This is a genomic window from Streptomyces sp. NPDC044003, from assembly GCF_056435185.1.
In genome coordinates this window covers 318,283-339,171 of record NZ_JBWKFA010000007.1, presented here as the reverse complement: position 1 = coordinate 339,171, position 20,889 = coordinate 318,283, and the positions used below count along the sequence as shown (strand labels likewise).

The following is a 20,889-nucleotide window of genomic DNA, read 5'->3' as shown; positions in this document are numbered from 1 at the left end:
TTTGTCCCTCGCGATCGCACACAATCAGCGCCGTTTGATGTGGGATCACCTGGCCTCCGACCAGGGCCCTTTCCAAAGTCCGGGGGGACTTTTCGTGCCAGCTCTTCCATCCGCGCGCCGTCGCCTGCGCAACGCCATCGCACCGGCGCTCGGTGCCGCGATGCTCCTCGCGCTCCTGCCGACGCCATCGTGGGCCCAGCCACCGGACCCGGACGCGGGCACCGATGCGGTCGCCCGGGAGCCCCTCGTGCTCGAGGGCCTGCCGGGCGGCCGGTTCACGACCGGCCGGACTTACGACGCCAATCTCGAACGCATCGACGCGCCCGCCCCGGCGAACCTGGAGCAGCCCCCGGCCGGCACGGCAACCCGCCCGCCCGCCGCGTTCGGCACGGTGGACTTCGGTTCCGGAGTCCAGCCCGCGACGTTCGCCACCCCCGCGGCCGACCCCGCCCCCGTCCCGCCCACGCAGGTCGGGAGCCTCCCCGTCAAGCTCGGCCAGTCCGACGGCGCGCCCGCGCCCACCGGCACCTGGCAGGTGGACGTGGCGAGCCCGACCGCGCCCGTCTCGGACGGCGTCGACGGCACCGTCCTCACCGTCACCGCGCCGAGCACCGGCTCCGTCCCGGTCTCGGTGCAGCTCGGCTACGAGGCGTTCCAGAACGTCAACGGCGCCGGCTGGGCGGGCCGCCTGCGCCTGGTCCAGTTCCCCGAGTGCTACGCGACCACCCCGGACATCGAGGAGTGCCGCCAGTACGAGGAACTGGAGACCGTCAACGACCCGGCCACCAAGACCCTCACGGCCACGGTCGACACCGCGGCCGACGGCACCACCGTCCCCGCCGTCGCAACACAGCCCGCAGCGTCCGGTTCCGGCATCATGCAGGCCGCCTACGTGCAGCCCGCGGCCGCCGGCGGCGACAAGGCCTTGGTCGGCGCGATCGACTCCGGCTCCGGCGAAGGCGGCTCGTTCAAGGCCACCCCGCTGAGCGGGAACGGCAAGTGGACGGCGGGCAGCTCCTCCGGCGCCTTCAGCTGGAGCTACCCGATCGACGTGCCGCCGACCCCGGCCGGCCCGAGCCCGAAGATCGCCTTCAGCTACAACTCCCAGGCGGTGGACGGCAGGACCGCCACCTCCTCGCCGCAGGCCTCCTGGATCGGCGAGGGCTGGGAGTACGACCCCGGCCACATCGAGCGCCGCTACCGCACGTGCAAGGACGACACCAAGGCCACGGCCGCGGGAACGCCCAACAACACGGCCAAGAAGGACCAGACCTCCGACCTGTGCTGGGTCTCGCACAACGCGGTGATGTCCCTCAACGGCACCACCTCCGAGCTCGTGCGCGTCGGCAGCACCGACATCTACAAGCTCCAGGACGACGACGGCACCCGCGTCCAGCTGAAGACGGGGGGCGACAACGGCGACAACAACGGCGAGTACTGGATCGTCACCACCGCCGAAGGCACCAAGTACTACTACGGCCTGAACAAGATCGGGGGCGGTCACGCCGACACCGACTCGGTCTTCACCGTCCCGGTCTTCGGCAACCACCCCGGCGAGCCCTGCTACGCCACCACCTTCGCGGCCTCCCGCTGCAACAACGACACCAAGAAGCAGCAGGCCTGGCACTGGGGCCTGGACAAGGTGGTCGACATCCACGGCAACGCCATGGTCATCGACTGGGCGAGGTCCATCAACTACTACGCCGTCAACAAGAAGTTCAAGACCCCCGAGAGCTACTACCGCGGCGGCATCCCGGACTCCATCGAGTACGGCCTGCGCGACGACGACCTGGGCGGCACCCCTGCCGCCAAGGTCGACTTCCTGCACGCCCAGCGCTGCGTGGCCACCGGCACGGCCTGTGACTCGGCGAACTTCGACAACACGAAGGACCCGGCCGCGTACCGCCCCTGGTGGGACACCCCCGGCAACCTCAACTGCAAGTCGGACTCCAAGCTCTGCCCGGCCTTCCCGTCCTTCTGGCTCCGGATGCGGCTCAGCGCAGTCGCCACCTACGCGACCCGGCCCGGCACCACCGGACTGGTCAAGGTGGACCAGTACGTCCTGCGCCACTCCTTCCCCCGGGACTGGTACAGCACCTCCCCGGGCATGTGGCTGAACTCGATCGCCCGCTACGCCTACACGCCCGGCGCCACCAGCGGCACCGTGCTGTCCAAGGCCGGGGTCAGCTTCGAGCCCTACAGCGTCGGCCCCGGTGAGCCCCTGTCCGGCTACCTCAAGGACAAGCAGCTCCCCAACCTGGTCCGCAAGGACAGCAAGGACCAGCGCCCCGGCTTCACCCGCCCGCGCATCGGCACCGTGAAGACGGAGCACGGCGGGCAGATCGACGTGGTCTACCGGGGCGGCTGCCAGTACCAGCCTTCGGTCGCCCCCGAGGACAACCACGGCACCTGCTTCCCCACCCGCTGGTCCCCGGACGGCGAGGAGAAGAAGCCGGCGCTCGCCTGGTTCAACAAGTACGTCGTCGACTCCGTCACCGAGTCCGACCGGATCACGGGCGTCTCCGACCGCGTCACGACCTCGTACGCGTACACGGGCGCCGCCTGGGGCAAGAGCGACGACGAGATCAGCAGGCCCGACCTGCGCACGTACAGCGAATGGCGCGGCTTCCAGCAGGTGGCCACCTCGCAGGGCCGCAAGGTGAGCACCACCCCGCAGACCAGGTCGTACGCGGTCACCCGCTACTTCCGGGGCGCGGGCGGCGCGGTCAAGGACTCCACGGGCAAGGAGACCCTGGTCGCGGACGACCAGCCGCAGTACTCCGGCATGCCCGCGGAGACGATCACGTACGACGGAGCGGGCGGCCGCATCGTCGGCCGGACGCTCAACTTCCCGGCCTCCACCCAGGTCGCCTCGCGCGACCGCGACGGCGGGGTGGGGCCGCTGACGGCCTTCCGCACCCGCATCGCGCGCACCGACTCGATCAAGACCGTCGGTAGCAGCTGGCAGGCCCTGCGCACCACCTCGAAGGTCGATGCCACCTACGGCCTGCCGACGTCGGTGGAGACCGCCGTCGTCAAGCCGAACGGCACGGGCGAGACGCTCAGCGACTACACCTGCACGGTCAAGCAGTACGTGCACAACACGGACCTGAACCTGATCGGCCTGCCGAGCAAGGTCCGCAAGACCGCGACCTCGTGCGCCGACTACGCGACCGGGACCGGCGCCAACCGGCTCCTGATCAGCGCGGTCGCCAACTATTACGACGGGCTCCCGTTCGAGTCGGTGCCGGTCCGCGGCCTGGTCACGGCGAACGCCGAGTCCAATGGCACGGGCGACCACTACAGCGTGGTCACGCACACGACCTACGACCCGCTGGGCCGCGTCCGTACCGTGAAACAGCCGGTGGTCGGCACGACGGAGACCCAGTACACGCCGGGTGACACCGGCGGTCCGGTCACGTCGATCAAGAAGATCAACCCCAAGGGCCACACCTCCGTCACCACGTACGACCCGGGCCGCGGCCTGCCACTGACGGTCACGGACACCAACGGCCGCACGACGCGCACCGAGTACGACGTGTTCGGCCGCCTGGTCAAGGGCTGGTCGGCTTCCCGCTCCACGGGCACCCAGACCCCGGACGTGATCATCGACTACCGGGTCGCGGAGGTCACCGCCACCGAGACCAGGCCGACGTCGGTGACGGTCCGCACGCTCAAGGACGACGGGGTCACGTACTCCTCGCAGGTGTCGATCTACGACGGCCTCATGCGGGCCGTCCAGACCCAGCGCGAGGCACACGGTCCCGGCCGGATCGTCATGGACACCCGGTACGACGACCACGGCCGGGTCGGCGAGCAGACCAGCTCCTACCTGGCCAAGGGCGAGCCGACCGCGGCACTGTTCCAGCGCGTCAGCGACACGCTGGTGCCCAGCTCGGTCCGCACCGCCTACGACGGCCTGGGACGCGTGGTCCGCAAGACCGCGCTCCAGGAAGGCCGTGCGGTGGCCTCGGACGTCACGGAGTACGGCGACGACTGGACCATCGCGCGTCCCGGCGGCGGTGCCGCCCCCGCTGTCCGCACCGTCACGGACGTCCTCGGGCGCACCGTGCGCATCGACCACTCGACCGACAAGGCCCAGTCGAAGTGGCGCTCGACGTACTACGGCTATGACGCCCGCGGCAACCGCACCGAGATCAAGGACGCCGCGAACAACGTCTGGTCGTACACGTACGACACCCGGGGCCGCCTGGAGTCGTCCGTCGACCCGGACATCGGTGCCGGCTCGTTCGAGTACGACGACCTCGACCGGCAGATCAGCGCCACCGGACCGAAGGGCACCACGTACACCCAGTACGACGCGCTCAACCGCATCGTGGCGGTGCGCCAGGGTTCGGCGACCGCGGCCCCGGTGAAGGAGTTCACCTACGACATGCCCGGTGCGCTGGGCAAGCCGGTGAGCTCCGTCCGGCACGACGCCACGGGCGACTACGTCTCCCGGGTCACGGGCTACGACGTCGAGTACCGGCCGACCGGCCGTGAGGTGGTCATCCCCGAGAACAACCTGACCACCGGCGTCGCCGGCACGTACACGTACGGCTTCACCTACACCAGCAGCGGAAAGGTCCTCACCGCCACCCTCCCGGCGGCCGGTGGGCTGGCCGCCGAGAAGCTGATCACCCGCTACAACGAGGACGATCTCCCGGAGTCCACCTCCGGACAGTCCTGGTACACGACCGACGTGACCTATTCGGCGTTCGGGGAGCCGCTGCGGACCGTGAGCGGGTCGCAGCCGAACCGGGTGTGGACCACGAACTTCGTCGACGAGAGCTCGGGCCGCCTCCAGCGCACCGTCTGGGACCGCGAAACCCCGGACTCGCACCGGATCTCCGGCACCTACCTCTCCTACGACCAGGCCGGCAACCTCACCTCGGCCGCCCGCAAGGAGGTGGACGGCACCACGGAGAGCTGGGACAACCAGTGCTTCACGTACGACTACCTGGGTGAGCTGGTCCACGCCTGGACCTCGGGTCTGGCGGCCGGCAAGACCGGCTGCAAGTCCTCCTCCGGCGCCACCTGGGGCTACCAGGCCGACGGCGGGACCTCGGGTGGCCCGGTCGCGGACGCTCCGAGCACGCTGACCGACGGCACCGCCCCGAGCAGCCAGCTGACCGCGTCGATCACCGCCGCCGGGCCGGCCTCCGCCACGGTCACCCCGAACCGGGGCGGCTACTGGCAGTCGTTCACCTTCGACGTCGCCGGAAACCGCGCGTCGATGACCGAGCACGACCTGGCGTCCCCGGCGGCCGACGACAAGCGGACGTACAGCTACGGCATGACGACCCCGGGCAACGGGACCACACCGCCGGTGCTGACCCAGCCGCACGCCCTCGCCGGCGTCGACCGCGCGACCGGCACGGACTCCTCCTTCGTCTTCGAAGGGGGCAACCAGACGCAGCGCACGCTGCCCGGCGGCTCGCAGAGCCTGACGTGGAGCGAGGAGAACAAGCTCACCTCCGTCACCGGTTTCGGCGACGGCGAAGGCGCGATCATCGGTGTGGGCGGCAGGTGCCTGGACCTCGAAGCCGGCGCCACGACCGACGGCACCGCCATCCAGATCTACCCGTGCCACAACCAGGGTCCGCAGAAGTGGTCCACGACGGGCGACACCCTGCGCATCAAGGGCAAGTGTGCGCTGGTGAACGTCAACCTCGTGCAGCTCGGGGCCTGTGACGGCAGCGCGGCGCAGAAGTTCACGGTCCGGGCCGACAAGAGCATCTACCACGTGGCCTCCGGCCGATGCCTCTACGTGCCCGGCACCACCGACGCCAACAGCACCAACCTCGCGGTGGGCAACTGCCACCCCACCGACGCCGACCAGCAGTGGACCGTCGCGGACCGCGAGACGTACGTCTACGACGCCGAGGGCAACCGGCTGCTGCAGAACTCGGCCGGCGGCACGGTCCTCCACATCGGTGAGACCGAGCTGTCGACCGACCCCAACGGCAAGGTGATCCGCGCCGCGCGGACGTACTCCCAGCACGGTGCCCCGTCCGTGGTCCGGGTCAGCACCAACGGTGCCACCACGAACCACAAGCTGACGGCCCTGCTCGGAGACGCCGTCGGAACCGCGACGACCTCCGTCGAGCTGACGGCCGGCCAGGCGGTGACCCGCCGCCAGTTCAAGCCGTTCGGTGAGACGCGCGGCACCAAGCCGAACTCGTGGGTCAACAAACGGTCCTACCTCGGTACCGGAATCGACGACTCCGCCACGGGCCTCACGCACCTCGGCGCCCGCGAGTACGACCAGGCGACGGGCCGGTTCCTGTCGGCCGACCCGCTGATCGACTTCACCGATCCGCTGCAGATCAACGGGTACGCGTACACGAACAACAACCCGGTCACGAAGTCCGACCCCGATGGACTGATGCCCATCGAGTGCTGGGAGAGGGTCGCGGTCTGCTCCGGCGGCAAGATCGTCTCGGCGTCGCCGCCGCCCTCCGTGCAGCCGTCCCTGGCGCTCACGCAGGGCAAGGTCAACGGAAAGACCGTCATCTACAACGACCGGGGCGTCCCGCTGACCGTGCGGGAGACGAACCCCAAGGCAAAGGCGTCCGAGCAGACCGCCTTCAAGTACATGAACGAGGACCTCGTCAAGGCGGGCCAGTACTACGACTCCAAGACGGGCAACGGCTCGCAGTACCTGTGGGGCGATGAGGACAACGGCGTCATCAAGCAGCAGAAGGCGCTGATGCACGATGCCAACGGAAACCACTCGATCATGGGCACCACGGCCGACTTCGTGAAGGTGACCTGGAAGGACAACAAGATCGTCAGCGTCGAGACCTGGGACGCCACCGACAGCACCGCGGACATGACCAGGCCGGGGGGTGCCGACGGGACGGAGAAAACGATCAAGAACAAGATGGATCCCAACGTCAAGGCGCAGTCGCCGAACGTGGTGTTCGTGGCCGAGAACTTCGACCAGGCCGAAGCCATCCGGGACAAGTTCGTCGGCAACTCCAACGTCCGCGTGATCTATCCCGACGGAACCTTCGACACGCACCGTGTCGCGCCGCTCGTGCGCAAGCTGCCCGGCGGCGGCACCGTCACCACCCTCCCCGGTGAGGACCAGGCCCTGGCCAAGAAGATGCTTGCGGACCTGCCGGCACGGTCCGGCGGCGGCCGTGGCGGCGGCGGCACCAGCCGGCTCGGCAAGCTCTTCGGCGCGGCGGGGGTCCTCGGAGACATCCTGTTCATCTACGAGGGCATCAAGATGGTCAGCGAAGGCTGTGACGGCGGCATCACCACGCCGTGCGGCCCGGTCTACAACCCCCCGGTGTAACGGAAGGCGACGAGAGACATGGCGAAGGAACGGGTCACGGTCTGCCTGCCGCCCTGCGAACCGGCCGACCTCCAGCAGGCGATCGAGCGGGCCATGGCGCCCTACCGGTACGAGCGGGAGGACATGCCCGCCGACTGGGTCGGCGAGTGGGACTACTGGTACGTGTCCGGAGCGGGCTGCGAGTTCCCGGTGGTCGCGGGTCACGAGGGTGACCCGCGGCTGGTCCGGGAGGAGCTGGAGCTCTCCACGGGCCCGCGTGTGCTGCCTCCCGGGCTGTGCGACGGCGGCCCGCGCGGGCTGCTCGACCTCGAAGCGGCGCGGCGGCCCGCGGCCGAGCAGGCCGAGCGGAACTGGGCCGACTGGCACGAGCTGGCCGCCGCCCACCCGGCCGCGCAGCCGTTCGGAGTCTTCCGGGACCGGTGGCTCGCCGATCCGGCGGGCCGCTCCCACGGGGACGTCTGGGCGGAGTACGCCGCCCAGCCCGCGATCAAGGCGCTGCACGACCGGCCGGAACTCCGGGACCGGGTGGGCAGCCAACCGCAGGACCTGCTGGGGACCGACCGCGCCGCATATGTGGCGCGCGAGGCCGCGGACGTCCTGCCCACGCCCGCCCTGCTGACCCTGGACGGCACCTGGGTCGGTATCGCGGGCGACGAGCGCCGGGCCTGGTTCAACACCTACCTGGACGGCCTGCCGCCCGAGGCCATGGTCGTGCGCGTGCTGTACCACGGCTAGGCCGGTTCGTTCGGAACACTTCCGATGGCCGAGGTCGTCGTTGATGACGATGTCCGTGTGACACACCGCATCAGCGCTCTGACCTCGGCCTTCGGTGTCCTTGCCAGCATGATGCTGCTTGCTCTTGCCGGCAAACCTGACACCCGCCCATTCGCCCCGGCAAGCGCCGCTTGCTGGGGCTCAGCGGGCCGGGCATGGGGACAGCGCGCACCCTCGCTCTCCTAACTATGGCGTCCCACCACATACGCCTGTGACCTGCGGGTTTCTACGGTGTGGCGACACGAACACGTCCCCGTCACCCGCTCGGAAGTGGTGCACATGGCCGCCGCAACTCACGCTCCCACGCCCCCCGGATCCCTCAAGCGGATCGTCGCCGCCAGTCTCATCGGCACGACCATCGAGTGGTACGACTTCTTCCTGTACGGGTCCGCCGCCGCGCTGGTCTTCAACAAGCTGTTCTTCCCCGAGTCCGACCCGCTGGTCGGGACGCTGCTGTCGTTCCTGACCTACGCGGTCGGGTTCGCGGCGCGGCCGCTCGGGGCGCTCGTCTTCGGACACTACGGGGACCGGCTCGGGCGGAAGAAGCTGCTGGTCCTGAGCCTGCTCCTGATGGGTGGGGCGACGTTCGCGATCGGACTGCTGCCCACGCACGCCACCGTCGGCTCCGCCGCTCCGGTGCTGCTGACGACGCTGCGCCTCGTCCAGGGCTTCGCGCTCGGCGGCGAGTGGGGCGGCGCCGTCCTGCTGGTGTCCGAGCACGGCGACGCGAAGCGGCGCGGATTCTGGGCCTCCTGGCCGCAGACCGGGGCGCCGGCCGGGCAGCTGCTCGCGACCGGTGCGCTGTCCGCGCTGACCGCGCTGCTCTCCGACGCCGCCTTCGCCTCCTGGGGCTGGCGCGTTCCCTTCCTGCTCTCCGGCGTCCTCGTGATCGTCGGCCTGTGGATCCGGCTCTCCGTCGACGAGTCGCCCGTCTTCAAGGCCGCGCTCACCGCCGCCGAGGAGCGCAAGGCGCTCGCCGGGCAGGTCGAGAAGATGCCGCTGGTCGCCGTGCTCAGGCACCACTGGCGGGACGTGCTGATCGCGATGGGCGCCCGCATGGCGGAGAACATCTCGTACTACGTGATCACCGCGTTCATCCTCGTGTACGCGACCACCCAGGTCGGGCTCACCAAGCAGACCGCCCTCAACGCCGTCCTCATCGCCTCCGCCGTCCACTTCGCCGTCATCCCCGCCTGGGGCGCGCTCTCCGACCGGATCGGCCGCCGCCCGGTCTATCTGATCGGCGCGGTCGGCGTCGGGGCCTGGATGTTCCCGTTCTTCCTGCTCATCGACCACGGCAGCTTCGGCTCCCTGCTGCTCGCGGTCACGGTCGGCCTGGTCCTGCACGGGGCGATGTACGCGCCGCAGGCGGCCTTCTTCTCGGAGATGTTCGCGACCCGGATGCGCTACTCCGGCGCCTCCATCGGCGCCCAGTTCTCCTCCGTCGCCGCCGGGGCGCCCGCGCCGCTCATCGCGGTCGCGCTCCTCGACGACTACGACAGCTCGACCCCGATCGCCCTGTACGTGATCGCCGCCGCGCTGCTCACCGTCGTCGCGATCGCCTGCGCCCGCGAGACGCGCGACCGCGACCTGTCCGAGGTCGCCGAGGACGCCCCGCAGGCCGCCGCCCCGGTCCGCGCCGACGTCTGACCGGAGCCCGGCACCGACACCGAGCGGCCCTCTCCGCCCATCCGGCGGAGGGGGCCGCTCGGTGTCGGTGGGGTCTAGCTGCCGGGCTTGAGGTGCTGCAGAACGCCCATGCCCACGGTGAAGCTCGCGGCCAGGCTGGTGCCACCCGCTCCGAGGATGGCCAGGGGGCCGCCGTTCACCGCCATGACGACGACAACGGCCACGAGGGCCACGACGACGGCGGACAGGGCGACGATCGCCACGTCACGTCCGGGATGCCTGCAGACGTTCGACTGAGTGGCATGAGCCGACACGAGGGTGCCTCCATTGACTTGTTCTTCGCTCGGACAGGGCACACCTCACCGAGGTGGGACGTGCTCCATGGTGGGGACCGGTCAGCGCGTCCGGCATAAGCCGGCCGGCCGGGGCCACGCTGCGAGCGATGCAGCCAATGAGACCTCCGAACAGGCGTGTCGGTATCTGCGGCCAGGCTAACTGCTCGTCAATTCTGCTGCCAGACACCGAAGTTAAGCCGCCAACTCATTGGCTTGATCTCACCGACGCGACGCGTCCCCGCCGTTCAGCGGGCGACGGCCGACGACATCGCGTGCAGGCGCAGGGCCAGTTGGATCTCCAGGGCGCGGGCCGGGGACTGCCAGTCGGGTCCGAGGAGCCGGCCGACGCGCTCCAGGCGCTGGGCCACCGTGTTGACGTGGACGTGGAGTTCGTCCTTGGTACGGGCCGGGCTCATGCCGCTGGCGAAGTAGGCGTCCAGGGTGCGGACCAGGTCGGTGCCGCGGCGCCGGTCGTAGTCGACGACCTGACCGATCGTCCGGCCCACGAAGCCGTCGATGTCCCGGCCGTCGGCGAGGAGGAGGCCGAGGAAGCCGAGGTCCTCGGCGGCCGCGCCCTGGCCCGAGCGGTGCAGCAGGACGAGCGCGTCCAGGCAGCGGCGGGCCTCCTCGTACGCGACGGCCACCTGGTCCGGGCGGTCGAGGACCGTCCGTACGGGAGCGGAGGCGCCGACGGTGACCGGCTCGCGCAGGGTGCCGCCGAGGCTCCGGGCGGTCTGGCGGGCGAGGTCGGCGGCGCTCTCCCCCGGCCCGAGCGGCAGCAGCAGGACCGTTCCGCCGTCGCGGGCCGAGGCGAGTCCGCGGCGGGTGGCGGCCAGGTGCGAGGCGGCCGACCACAGACGCCGGCGGTCGGCGCTCTCGCGGTTGCCCGCGTCGGGGTCTGCGGCGTCGCCGGCGGCCCGGTCGACACGGGCGGCGAGCACGACGTGCGGGGCCTCGCTGTCGGTACGGAGGCGGGCGGCGCGCTCGCGCAGCAGGCGGCGGTCCCGGTCCGGGGCGTCGAGGAGGTCGTCGAGGAGCTCGCCCCGTACCCGCTGTTCGGCCTCGCCCGCCGAGCGGCGGGCGAGCAGCAGCAGGGAGGTCACGAGGGCGGCGCGCTCCAGGGTGCGCTGGTCGACGGGGTCGAGCTCGGGCTGCCCGTGGAGGACGAGTGCGCCCAGCGTCTCGCCGCCGGCGGAGACGGCGGCCACCCAGTCGTCGCCCTCGCGGACCGCGTGGCCCCCGGCGCGGCGGGCGGAGCCGGCGCCCGCCTCGGTGAACTCGACGGTCCCGCCGAGGACCTCGGAGACGGCGTGGGCCACGTCGTGGACGCCGCCGCCGTGCAGGACCAGCTCGGAGAGCCGGTCGTGGACCTCGGAGGCACGCTCGATGACAGCGCTGTGCTCACGGATGATGTCGTTGGCCCGCTCCAGCTCGGCGAGGGCCGAGCGGGTCTCGGCGAGCAGGTTGGCGGTGTCGATGGCGACGGCGGCGTGCGCGGCGAAGGAGCCGAGGAGCGCGACCTGCTCGCGCTCGAAGACCCTGGCCCTGCGGTCGGCGGCGAACAGCACGCCGATGACCTGGCTGCCGAGGCTGAGCGGCACGCCGAGGATGGCGACGAGGCCCTCGTCCCGTACGGCCGCGTCGATGGTGCGGGTGTGCTGGAAGCGCGGGTCCGCGAAGTAGTCCTCGGTGACGTACGGGCGGGCGGTCTGGGCGACGAGGCCGCCGAGCCCCTCGCCCATGCCGAGTCGGACCTGCTGGAAGCGGGCGGAGACGGAGCCCTCGGTGACCCGCATGTACGTGTCGCCGGCCGCCGGGTCGTTGAGGCTGAGGTAGGCGACCTCGGTGCCGAGGAGCGACCGGGCGCGCTGCACGATGGCGTGCAGCACCGCGTCGAGGTCGCGGAGTCCCGCGAGGTCGTGGGCGGTGGCGAAGAGGGCGGAGAGCTCCGCCTCGCGGCGCCGCCGCCCCTCCAGCTCGGCCCGGACCCGCAGCGCGAGCTGCTTGGCCTCTTCGAGTTCGGCCAGCGCCTCGGGGCCCGCGCCGCTCGCGCGGGCGAGCAGCACGGGCCGGTCGTAGGCCTCCGTCGCCGCTCCCCGGGCGAGGAGTTCCAGGTAGGAGACGTGTTCGTGGGACATGGACACAGGGATACCTGCCGTACGTGTGGTCGCACCACCCCTGTGGACAAGCTGCACAGGGATCTTCGTCAGTGGGCGGTCCAGCCTCCGTCGAGGGTGAGGGAGCTGCCGGTGATGAAGGAGGCCTGGGGGGTGCAGAGGTAGAGGACGGCCTCGGCGACCTCCTCCGGTTCGATGAGCCGCTTGAGCGCGGAGTCCTTGAGGAGGATCTCGGCGAGGACGCGCTCCGGCGGGATGCCGTGGGCGGCGGCCTGGTCGGCGATCTGGCTTTCGACGAGCGGGGTGCGGACGTAGCCGGGGTTGACGCAGTTGGAGGTGACCCCGTGCGGGGCGCCTTCGAGGGCGGCGGTCTTGGAGAGGCCCTCCAGGCCGTGCTTGGCGGCCACATAGGCGGACTTGAAGGCGGAGGCGCGCAGTCCGTGGACGGAGGAGAGGTTCACGATCCGCCCCCAGCCCTGGCCGTACATATGGGGCAGGGCGCCCCGGATGAGCCGGAAGGGCGCCTCCAGCATCACGGTGAGGACGGTGTGGAAGACGTCCGGCGGGAACTCCTCGATGGGGCGGACCAGCTGGATCCCGGCGTTGTTGACGAGGATGTCGGTGCCGGCGGCCGCGGCCTCCGCCGCGTCCAGGTCGGTCAGGTCGAGGAGGTGGGGTTCGAGGGTGCCGGGAAGCGCGCCGGCCTCCTCGGCCAGGGTCCGAAGGCCCTCGGCGGCCCGGTCGACGGCTCTGACCCGGGCCCCGGCGGCGGCGAGCCGCAGCGCGCAGGCGCGCCCGATGCCGCCGGCCGCGCCGGTGACGAGCGCGGTGCGGCCGGTGAGGTCGAGGGCGAGGCCCGCGGCGCGGGGCAGAGGCGAGGCGACGTCCGCACCGGGCTCGGTGCCGGGGACGGTGATGGGGGCGCTCATGCTCCGCAGCCTATGAACGGGCCTCTCCCCCACCGATGTGTGTCGAGCCCATAGTTCAGTCGGTTGCTGTGGTGCGGAACCATGCGGGTTCATCGGCGAGCGCCTTCTCGATCCGCAGGTACGAGAAGCGCTTCATCTCCGGCAGCCGGTCCACCTCGAACCAGCCGACCTCGGTCGACTCGTCGTCGTTGACCCGCGCCTCGCCCCCGACGGCCCGGCAGCGGAACGCGACGTCCAGGTACTGGCAGATGTCGCCGTTGGGGTAGACGACGGGCTTGCGCAGGGTCTCCACGAGCAGGATCCGCTCGGGCACGCAGCGCACGGCGGTCTCCTCGTACACCTCGCGCACCACCGCGTCGGCGGGCTGCTCCCCCGGGTCGACGATGCCGCCGACGAGCGCCCAGAGGCCGTTGTCGGCGCGCTTGCCGAGCAGGACCCGGCCCCGGTCGTCGAAGACGACGGCGCTGACGCCCGGCAGGAAGAGCAGCTGGTGGCCGGCCGTCTTGCGCAGTTCGCGGATGAAGTCAGGAGTACCCATGCCCCGACCCTAGATCATCTGCGGATCGGGGCCGGGGGCGCATCGGGCCGCTCCGGAGCCTCAGGCGGCCGGGGTGCGCCGGGCGCGCACCGCGCGGGCGCCGGCCCAGCCGAGACCGGCCGCCGCGAGCACCGCGAGGAGGGCCTCGGGCAGGGTGCCCAGGCGGGTCGCGGGGGTCTGCGAGGAGCGCAGCGGCACCTTCTCGACGAGGACGTCCGGGGTGAACATCTTCGTCTGCGCGACGATCTCGCCGTCGGGGCGGATGATCGCGCTGACGCCGCTGGTGACGGGCACGACGACCGACCGGCTGTGCTCGACGGCGCGCACCCGGCTCATCGCGAGCTGCTGGTAGGTCATCTCGCTGCGGCCGAAGGTGGCGTTGTTGCTGGGGACGGAGATGAGCTGGGCCCCGTGCGTGACGGTGTCCCGCACGGCCCAGTCGAAGGCCGCCTCGTAGCAGGTCGCGAGGCCGACCTTCGTACCGGCGAGGTCGAAGACGCCGACCTTCGTACCGGCGCCGAAGTCGCGGCTCACCCGGTCGACGTTGCTGTTGAAGATCCGTACGAAGGAGCGCATCGGGATGTACTCGCCGAAGGGCTGGACGTGCCGCTTGTCGTACGTGGCGACGGGGCCGCGCTCGGGGTCCCACTCGATGAGGGTGTTGCGGAGCTTGCCGGTCTCGGGGGTGACCACGGCGCCGATCACGGTGGGCACGCCGATCTCCCGCACGGCGCCGTCGATGACGTCGGCCGCGTCGGCGTTCGCGTACGGGTCGATGTCGGAGGAGTTCTCCGGCCACAGGACGAAGTCGGGCTGCGGCTCGCGGCCCTCCTTGACGGCCTGGGCGAGCTCGCGGGTGCGGGCCACGTGGTTGTCGAGGACGGCCCGGCGCTGGGCGTTGAAGTCGAGGCCGAGGCGCGGCACGTTGCCCTGGACGGCGGCGACGGTGGCGGTGCCGTCCTCGGCGGAGTCGTCGACGAGGGGCAGCGCGGCGAGGGCGCCGGTGACCGGGACGAGGACGGCGAGCGCCGCGGCGGCGAGCGGTCCGCGCGGGACGGTGCCGGTGGCCCGGTAGGCGCGGAACTGCCGGTACGCCTCGTACAGGCCGAAGCCGCAGAGGGCGACGGCGAAGCCGAGCACCGGGGTGCCGCCGACGGCGGCGAGGGGCAGGAAGAGGCCGTCGGCCTGCCCGAAGGCGACCTTCCCCCAGGGGAAGCCGCCGAAGGGCACGCGCGCGCGTGCCCCCTCCGCGAGGATCCACACCCCGGCGGCGAAGAAGGGCCACCCGGGGAGCCGGGAGACGGCCGCGATGCCGAGGCCCGCCGCGGCCACGAAGAGCGCCTCGACGGCGGCGAGCGCGAGCCACGGACCGGCGCCGACCTCCTCGCCGGTCCACACGAGGAGCGGCAGCAGGAAGCCGAGTCCGGCGAGGTAGCCGAGGCCGAACCCGGCGCGGAGACGGCGGCCCCGCAGGGTCCACCCGAGCAGGGCGAAGGCGGGCAGCGCGAGCCACCACAGGGGGCGCGGCGGGAAGCTCAGGTAGAGCAGGAACCCGGACAGCAGAGCCGCCCCTGGCCGCACGAACCGCCGGAGCCGGGAGACCGGCGTGGGTGCGGTGTCGGGTCCTGGGGCGTCGACGGGGGTGATGGTGGCGCTCACCTTGGGGAGTCTACGTGTCGTCCCTGTCCGCGAGGAGGGCGGTACGGCCCGCCCGCGGGGCGTCCTGCGGGCGGTGCGCGGGGGTGTCTCGTCCGCCCGGTCAGACACCGGTCGCGGCAGGTGGGACCGGCGGCGCCGGGTGGCGGAGGCGGGCGCGGATGACGCGGACCGCGGATTCGGCGTCGTCGACGGTCACCGTGAAGGTGAGGCCGTCGCCGAGGCGCAGGACCAGGCCCTCGCCGCGCCGGACGACGACGGCCGTGCCCTTCTCGGGCCGCCAGCGGTAGCCCCAGCCGCCCCACTGGCGGGGGGTGACGCTGGGCGCGAAGTCGGCGCCGACGACCTGGGCGAGCGGGATGCGGCGGCGCGGCACGCCGATGTGGCCGCAGCGGACCTCCATGGCGAGGTCGTCGACCTTCACGGCGACGTGGACGAAGGCGAGGGTGCCGAAGAGGACGAGCAGTCCGGCCGCGACGCAGCCGATCACCGCCATGAGGAGGGCGGCGATGCCGGAGGTCCACGCGGACTCGACGGCGAGGGTGATGCCCAGCGCCATGCAGGCGGCGCCGGCGACCGCCGCGACCCACTGGAAGCGGTTGGTGGCGCGGCCGGTCCAGACGGCCGGTGCCGGCTCGTCGGCGCGTGGGTTCGGGTTCGGGGAGTGCTCCCTCATAGGGGGAGAGTACCCAGGATCGGGCGGCGCAGCGCGCCGGAGCGAGGTCGCCCGGTGACGCTCGGTGAGGGACGTCAGTGCGCGGCGGCGGTGGCCGCGAGGGTGCGGCCCTCCGCGTAGCCGAGGGCCGCGGCGGGGAGCTGCCCGGGCCGTCCGCTGAGGAGGACGGAGAGGGTGCCGGTGGGGTCCGCGTCGGGCGCGGGCTCGGCGCCGATCCGGCGCAGGGCCTGGGCGGCGACGGCGTCGGCGGAGCCGTGGAAGACGATCGGCGGCAGCCCGGCCCGGCGGCGGGCCTCCAGGGCGGCGAGGATCCGCTCCTCGACGAGTTCGTAGTGGGTGCAGCCGAGGACGACGGCGCGGACGTCGGTCGGGGTGAGCGCGGCGGCTGCGGCGACGGCGGCGTCCACGGCGTCCCGGTCGCCGTGCTCCACGGCGTCGGCGAGCCCCGGGCAGGGCACCTCGGTGACCTCGGCGCCGTCGGCGAAGTCGCGGATGAGTCCGCGCTGGTAGGCGCTGCCGGTGGTGGCGGGGGTGGCCCAGATGGCGACCTTGCCGCCGGCCGCGGCGGCCGGCTTGATCGCGGGCACGGTGCCGATGACGGGGATGTCCGGTTCGAGGGCGGCGCGGAGGGCGGGCAGGGCGTGCACGGTGGCGGTGTTGCAGGCCACGATGAGCGCCTGGGGCCGGTGCTCGGCGGCGGCGAGGGCGACGTCGAGGGCGCGCCCGGTGAGGTCCTCGGGGGTGCGCGGACCCCACGGCATGCCGTCGGGGTCGTTGGAGAGGAGGAGATCCGCGTCCGGCCGGAGCCGCCGCACCGCGGCGGCCGCGGGCAGGAGGCCGATTCCGGAGTCCATGAGCGCGATCTTCACCCGGTCACCCTAGCCGATGTGCCTTGCGCCCCCCGCGATCTGGGGCAGACTGCCGCGAATGAGTACCTTCGCATGGTTCTCGATCGTCTCCCTCGCCGCCTGGGTCTGGCTGCTGCTCGGCCAGGGCTTCTTCTGGCGCACCGATCAGCGGCTGCCGCCGGCGCGTGGGACACGGCGCGGCGCGTGGCCGGGGGTGGCCGTCGTCGTGCCGGCGCGGGACGAGGCCGAGGTGCTGCCGCTGAGCCTGCCTTCCCTCCTCGTACAGGACTATCCGGGGACCGCGGAGGTCTTCCTCGTCGACGACGGGAGTACGGACGGTACGGGGAAGCTCGCCGTGGAGCTGTCCGGCCGGTACGGCGGGCTGCCGCTGACCGTCGTGTCGCCGGGAGAGCCGGAGCCCGGCTGGACGGGGAAACTGTGGGCGCTGCGGCACGGCATGGCACGGGCACGCGCGCGGGGACCGGAGTACCTCCTCCTGACGGACGCGGACATCGCGCACGAGCCGGACAGTCTGCGGCGGCTCGTCGCGGCGGCCGTCGACAACGATCTCGACCTGGTGTCGCAGATGGCCCGGCTCAGGGTCGCGAGCTTCTGGGAGCGCCTGGTGGTGCCGGCGTTCGTCTACTTCTTCGCCCAGCTCTACCCGTTCCGCTGGATCAACCGGCCGCGTCCGCTGGCGACGGCCGCCGCGGGCGGCTGTGTGCTGCTGCGGACGGAGACGGCGGTGGCGGCGAACGTGCCGGAGGTGATCCGGCAGGCCGTGATCGACGACGTGTCGCTCGCGCGGGCGGTGCGGCGGGCCGGGGGCCGGATCTGGCTGGGGCTCGCGGAGCGGGTCGACAGCGTCCGTCCGTATCCGGGGCTCGGCGAGCTGTGGCGGATGATCACGCGGAGCGCGTACGCGCAGCTGCGGCACAACCCGCTGCTGCTCGCGGGGACGGTGGCGGGTCTCGCCCTGGTCTATCTGGTGCCGCCGGTGGCCCTGGTGGCGGGGGTGTGGGGCGGGGACGCGGTGACGGCCTGGGCGGGCGGGGTCGCGTGGGCGGTGATGGCGGGGACGTACGTGCCGATGCTCCGCTACTACCGGCAGCCGCTGTGGCTCGCCCCGCTGCTGCCGTTCACCGCGTTCCTGTACCTGCTGATGACGGTGGACTCGGCGGTCCTCCACTACCGGGGCCGGGGCGCGGCGTGGAAGGGCCGGACGTACGCCCGCCCGGAGGCGGCACCGGACCGGTGAACGGCCCGGTCCGCCCGAGGGCCTCCCCCTCTCACCGCCGCCAGGCGGCGCTGCGCCAGGCGCGCTCGGGCGGAGGGCTCACGGACGGGTGCACGTAGCAGTCGTCGCAGCCGAGTTCGGCGGCCCAGCGGTAGCCGCGGGCCTCCAGGAAGCCCCGTACCTCGGCCCGGGCGGGCAGCCAGTTGTGTTCCACCGTGAGGACGCGGACGGCGTACTCGTCGAAGGGGAAGCTCCTCAGGATGGCGAGCTCGGAGCCCTCGGTGTCCAGGCTCCAGTAGTCGAGGACGCGGGGCGCGCCGCAGGCGCGGAGCACGGACCGCACGGTCCTGGCCGGCCGCCGGACCGTCGGCGGCGGCGCGCCGGGGGATGTGCCGAGGACGTCGCGGGCGCAGGCGAGGAGGGCCGGGTGGTAGGCGTCGAGGATGCCGCCGACCGTGCCGGCCTCGACGAAGTCGACCTCGCCGGTCCTGTCGTACAGACAGCAGTTGACGCGGTGGCAGCGGCGGTTGCGCACCAGCTCCGCGTAGAGCAGCGGATTCGGCTCGACGCAGATCCCCGACCAGCCGTACGCGGTCTCCAGGAGGTGCGTGTTGCTGGCGTCCACGCCGTCGGAGGCTCCCGCGTCGAGGAAGAAGCCTCCGCGCAGTCCGTTCAGGGCGTGGAGCACGAACAGGTCCTGCCCGTACTGCGACGGACTGGCCGCCCCCCTCAGCATCGGGCCCTGGTCCGGCCGAAGGCGGCGGAACGCCAGGCCGCGGTGCCGCCGCCCGCGCGGGACCCGGCGGCGAGGTCGCGCTGCGGGTTGCGGTGGTCCACGTCGTCCTCCCGCTCGCCGTACAGGAGGGTGATGTTGATGCGGTGGTTCTCGTAGCCGGGCCGGAAGCGGACCCCGTCGGTGCCGTGGAACAGGTCCGAGTTGAAGAGGACGGCCCGGTTGGCCCGGTAGGGGACACGGACCGCGTCCACCCCGTGGGACGCCAGGTACGAGCCGATGACGTCGGGCCGCCCGTTGTACGTGTCGAAGTCCCAGTCCGGCGGGGCGTCGGCGCGGTGCACGACCAGGCCGCCGCTGTCGGGGTCGAGGTTCGCCTCGGTCGGGGTGATCCAGAAGTTGACGTTGACGGCCGCGAAGTCCGCGTGGGTGTGGCCGGAACGGGGCAGATCGGGGCCGTTCTTGAAGGCCCACAGCTGCCGCAGCGGATAGCGGTCGCCGATGACCCGGGGCAGCGCGCCGGCGAGTTCCTCGGCGATCTGGAGCAGCAGGGGGCAGTTGAAGCCGTCGCGGAAGAAGGCGCCGAGCCGGCCGTGGGCGTAGCGGTTGGCCGACCACACGGTCGACTCCAGGCAGAAGGCGCGCAGGGACTCCAGGGCCCGCGGGCTGAGCAGGTCGTCGATCACGACGATGCCGCAGCGGTCCGCGAGGTACGCCTCCTCGACGGCGCCCGGGTCCCAGCCGTCCCCCAGCGCCCGGTCGAGGCGGGGCGCGGTGCCGAGGTGGAGGAGCCGGTTGTAGACGTGACCGACGGCCGCCGTGTCCGCCGGGGTCATCGGCACCTGGCCGAAACGGCCCTCGGCGGCGAGCCGTTCCGCGATCGTCTCGTACGCGGCGACGACCGTGTCGTACCCGGCGCCGAGCAGTCCGCGCGCCCGGAGGTGGCGGAGCTGCTCGACGTCGTGGCGCAGCTTGGGGACCGAGAGGTACGGGACGGGCGGCGGCCGCAGGGCGTCCGGGGGCACGGCGGGGCGTCCGTCGGGGGTGGCGCCGCTGCGCCAGCGGACGTGGGCGTGCAGCCGGCCCAGCTCCCCGGCCGTGGTGAAGTCGTGGGCGTCCATGGCCTGCCAGGCCGTGGCGTCGAGCCAGCGCAGGTTCTCCTCGGTGGCGGTGCCGGGCCGCAGCCACAGCTCGGCGCAGTCGTCGGCGCGGCCGAGCCGGGCGAGCCGGACGGTCCGTTCCCGCAGCTCGGCTTCGGAGAGGGTGGCCGGCTCGGCCGCTTCGGCGGTGGTCACCGGGTGCCGACGGGACGGTCGAGGAGCCCGTTCTCGCGCAGCTCGACGGAGTACTGCATGAGGGCACGCAGGGCCACCAGGGCGGGGGCACCGCCGGAGGAGACGTGCGTGCCGCTGGACTCGGTCAACGGATCCGTACCGCTCCCGCCCGTCGACATCTGCGTCCCACTCACCTCGGTCGCCGAGATCGACACATGCGTACCACTCGACTCGGTCAACGGATCCGTACCGCTCCCGCCCGTCGACATCTGCGTCCCGCTCACCTCCGTGGAGGTCCTCGCGCCGAAGATGCCGCTGTCGGCGATGACGTCCACGAGGGGCCCGTCGAGGACTCCCGCTCCGCCGGCGACGAGGGCGGTCACGACGTGCGAGGCTCCGTTGTCGACCACGGCGCGGCCGAAGTCGGTGAGGACCGCGGCCGAGTCCGCGCGATCATGCCGGGGCCGCCGGGCGACGTCCCGGATCCAGCGGACGAGGCCCGGGTTGGACATCACCGCGTAGACGAGCCGGTTGGTGTCCTCGGCCCGCCCGGGTTCGAGGCGCTCGCCCCGGACGTACTCCGCGAGGATCTGGGCGGGGTCGGTGACGAACTGCTCGCGGAGCAGGAAGTCCGATGCCATCGCCTTGAACAGCGCGTCCACCCTGCGCGCCACCGCGGCACCGCCCAGTGCCGTCGTCGCCCGTCCGCCGTCCCTGTCCTTGAGGTCCACGCCTGCTCGCTCCCGCTCGTCACGACGCCGCCGCTCATACGGGCAGCCCGGCCGATCGGAATGTATCCACCCCAAAGGAACAAGAGGCGCATATCTGTCCTATTTC

Annotated in this window: 14 protein-coding genes; 4 read left to right on the top strand and 10 right to left on the bottom strand. The window is 72.3% G+C overall.

Features of this window, described 5'->3' with window-relative positions; all coding sequences use genetic code 11:
* Window positions 1–94 precede the first annotated feature (94 nt).
* The 3 genes from AC07AW_RS27665 (at window position 95) to AC07AW_RS27655 (ending at window position 9,730) form a co-directional block, all read left to right on the top strand.
* Window positions 95–7,306 carry a ricin-type beta-trefoil lectin domain protein gene (locus tag AC07AW_RS27665; protein WP_478818153.1) on the top strand — a complete coding sequence of 2,404 codons (7,212 nt, stop codon included), beginning with the start codon at window positions 95–97 and terminating at the stop codon, window positions 7,304–7,306.
* 18 nt (window positions 7,307–7,324) lie between these two features.
* Window positions 7,325–8,041 (top strand): hypothetical protein, encoded by a 717-nt coding sequence (locus tag AC07AW_RS27660; protein WP_478818152.1) that lies wholly within the window; start codon window positions 7,325–7,327, stop codon window positions 8,039–8,041.
* A 318-nt stretch (window positions 8,042–8,359) separates the two neighbouring features.
* Window positions 8,360–9,730, top strand: a complete 1,371-nt coding sequence (locus AC07AW_RS27655) for an MFS transporter (RefSeq protein WP_478818151.1) — start codon at window positions 8,360–8,362, stop codon at window positions 9,728–9,730.
* Between the two features lie 74 nt (window positions 9,731–9,804).
* Here the strand turns inward: AC07AW_RS27655 and AC07AW_RS27650 are convergent, their stop codons facing one another.
* The 7 genes from AC07AW_RS27650 to AC07AW_RS27620 all read right to left on the bottom strand — a co-directional run bounded on the left by AC07AW_RS27650 (window position 9,805) and on the right by AC07AW_RS27620 (window position 16,829).
* Window positions 9,805–9,972 (bottom strand): hypothetical protein, encoded by a 168-nt coding sequence (locus tag AC07AW_RS27650; protein WP_189803978.1) that lies wholly within the window; start codon window positions 9,970–9,972, stop codon window positions 9,805–9,807.
* A 317-nt stretch (window positions 9,973–10,289) separates the two neighbouring features.
* Complete coding sequence (locus AC07AW_RS27645) at window positions 10,290–12,182, bottom strand: helix-turn-helix domain-containing protein (RefSeq protein WP_478818150.1); 1,893 nt, start codon at window positions 12,180–12,182, stop codon at window positions 10,290–10,292.
* 68 nt (window positions 12,183–12,250) lie between these two features.
* Window positions 12,251–13,090 carry a 3-hydroxybutyrate dehydrogenase gene (locus AC07AW_RS27640; RefSeq protein WP_478818149.1) on the bottom strand — a complete coding sequence of 280 codons (840 nt, stop codon included), beginning with the start codon at window positions 13,088–13,090 and terminating at the stop codon, window positions 12,251–12,253.
* 55 nt (window positions 13,091–13,145) lie between these two features.
* Entirely contained in the window at window positions 13,146–13,628 is a 483-nt protein-coding gene (locus tag AC07AW_RS27635) for an NUDIX hydrolase (RefSeq protein ID WP_478818148.1), read from the bottom strand.
* 60 nt (window positions 13,629–13,688) lie between these two features.
* A complete protein-coding gene (gene lnt / locus AC07AW_RS27630) occupies window positions 13,689–15,287 on the bottom strand; it encodes an apolipoprotein N-acyltransferase (protein ID WP_478818147.1) in 1,599 nt (532 codons plus the stop codon).
* 100 nt (window positions 15,288–15,387) lie between these two features.
* Window positions 15,388–15,960 (bottom strand): hypothetical protein, encoded by a 573-nt coding sequence (locus AC07AW_RS27625; protein WP_478818146.1) that lies wholly within the window; start codon window positions 15,958–15,960, stop codon window positions 15,388–15,390.
* Window positions 15,961–16,034: 74 nt separating this feature from the next.
* Window positions 16,035–16,829 carry a glutamate racemase gene (locus AC07AW_RS27620; RefSeq protein WP_478818145.1) on the bottom strand — a complete coding sequence of 265 codons (795 nt, stop codon included), beginning with the start codon at window positions 16,827–16,829 and terminating at the stop codon, window positions 16,035–16,037.
* A 58-nt stretch (window positions 16,830–16,887) separates the two neighbouring features.
* On the opposite strand from AC07AW_RS27620, the gene AC07AW_RS27615 reads away from it, so the two are divergent.
* The gene (locus tag AC07AW_RS27615; protein ID WP_478818144.1) at window positions 16,888–18,066 is read left to right on the top strand and encodes a glycosyltransferase; all 1,179 of its coding nucleotides are present in this window, start codon (window positions 16,888–16,890) and stop codon (window positions 18,064–18,066) included.
* A 31-nt stretch (window positions 18,067–18,097) separates the two neighbouring features.
* Here AC07AW_RS27615 and AC07AW_RS27610 read toward each other — a convergent pair whose 3' ends face one another.
* Genes AC07AW_RS27610 through AC07AW_RS27600 form a run of 3 tightly spaced genes read right to left on the bottom strand, consistent with a single transcriptional unit; the run spans window position 18,098 to window position 20,783 of the window.
* A complete protein-coding gene (locus tag AC07AW_RS27610) occupies window positions 18,098–18,733 on the bottom strand; it encodes an FkbM family methyltransferase (RefSeq protein ID WP_478818143.1) in 636 nt (211 codons plus the stop codon).
* 41 nt (window positions 18,734–18,774) lie between these two features.
* A complete protein-coding gene (locus AC07AW_RS27605) occupies window positions 18,775–20,073 on the bottom strand; it encodes a phytanoyl-CoA dioxygenase family protein (RefSeq protein WP_478818142.1) in 1,299 nt (432 codons plus the stop codon).
* Window positions 20,070–20,783: a hypothetical protein gene (locus AC07AW_RS27600; protein WP_478818141.1), complete on the bottom strand. Its 714-nt coding sequence runs from the start codon at window positions 20,781–20,783 to the stop codon at window positions 20,070–20,072. Before AC07AW_RS27600 ends, AC07AW_RS27605 begins: the two co-directional genes overlap by 4 nt.
* Between the last annotated feature and the right edge of the window lie 106 nt (window positions 20,784–20,889).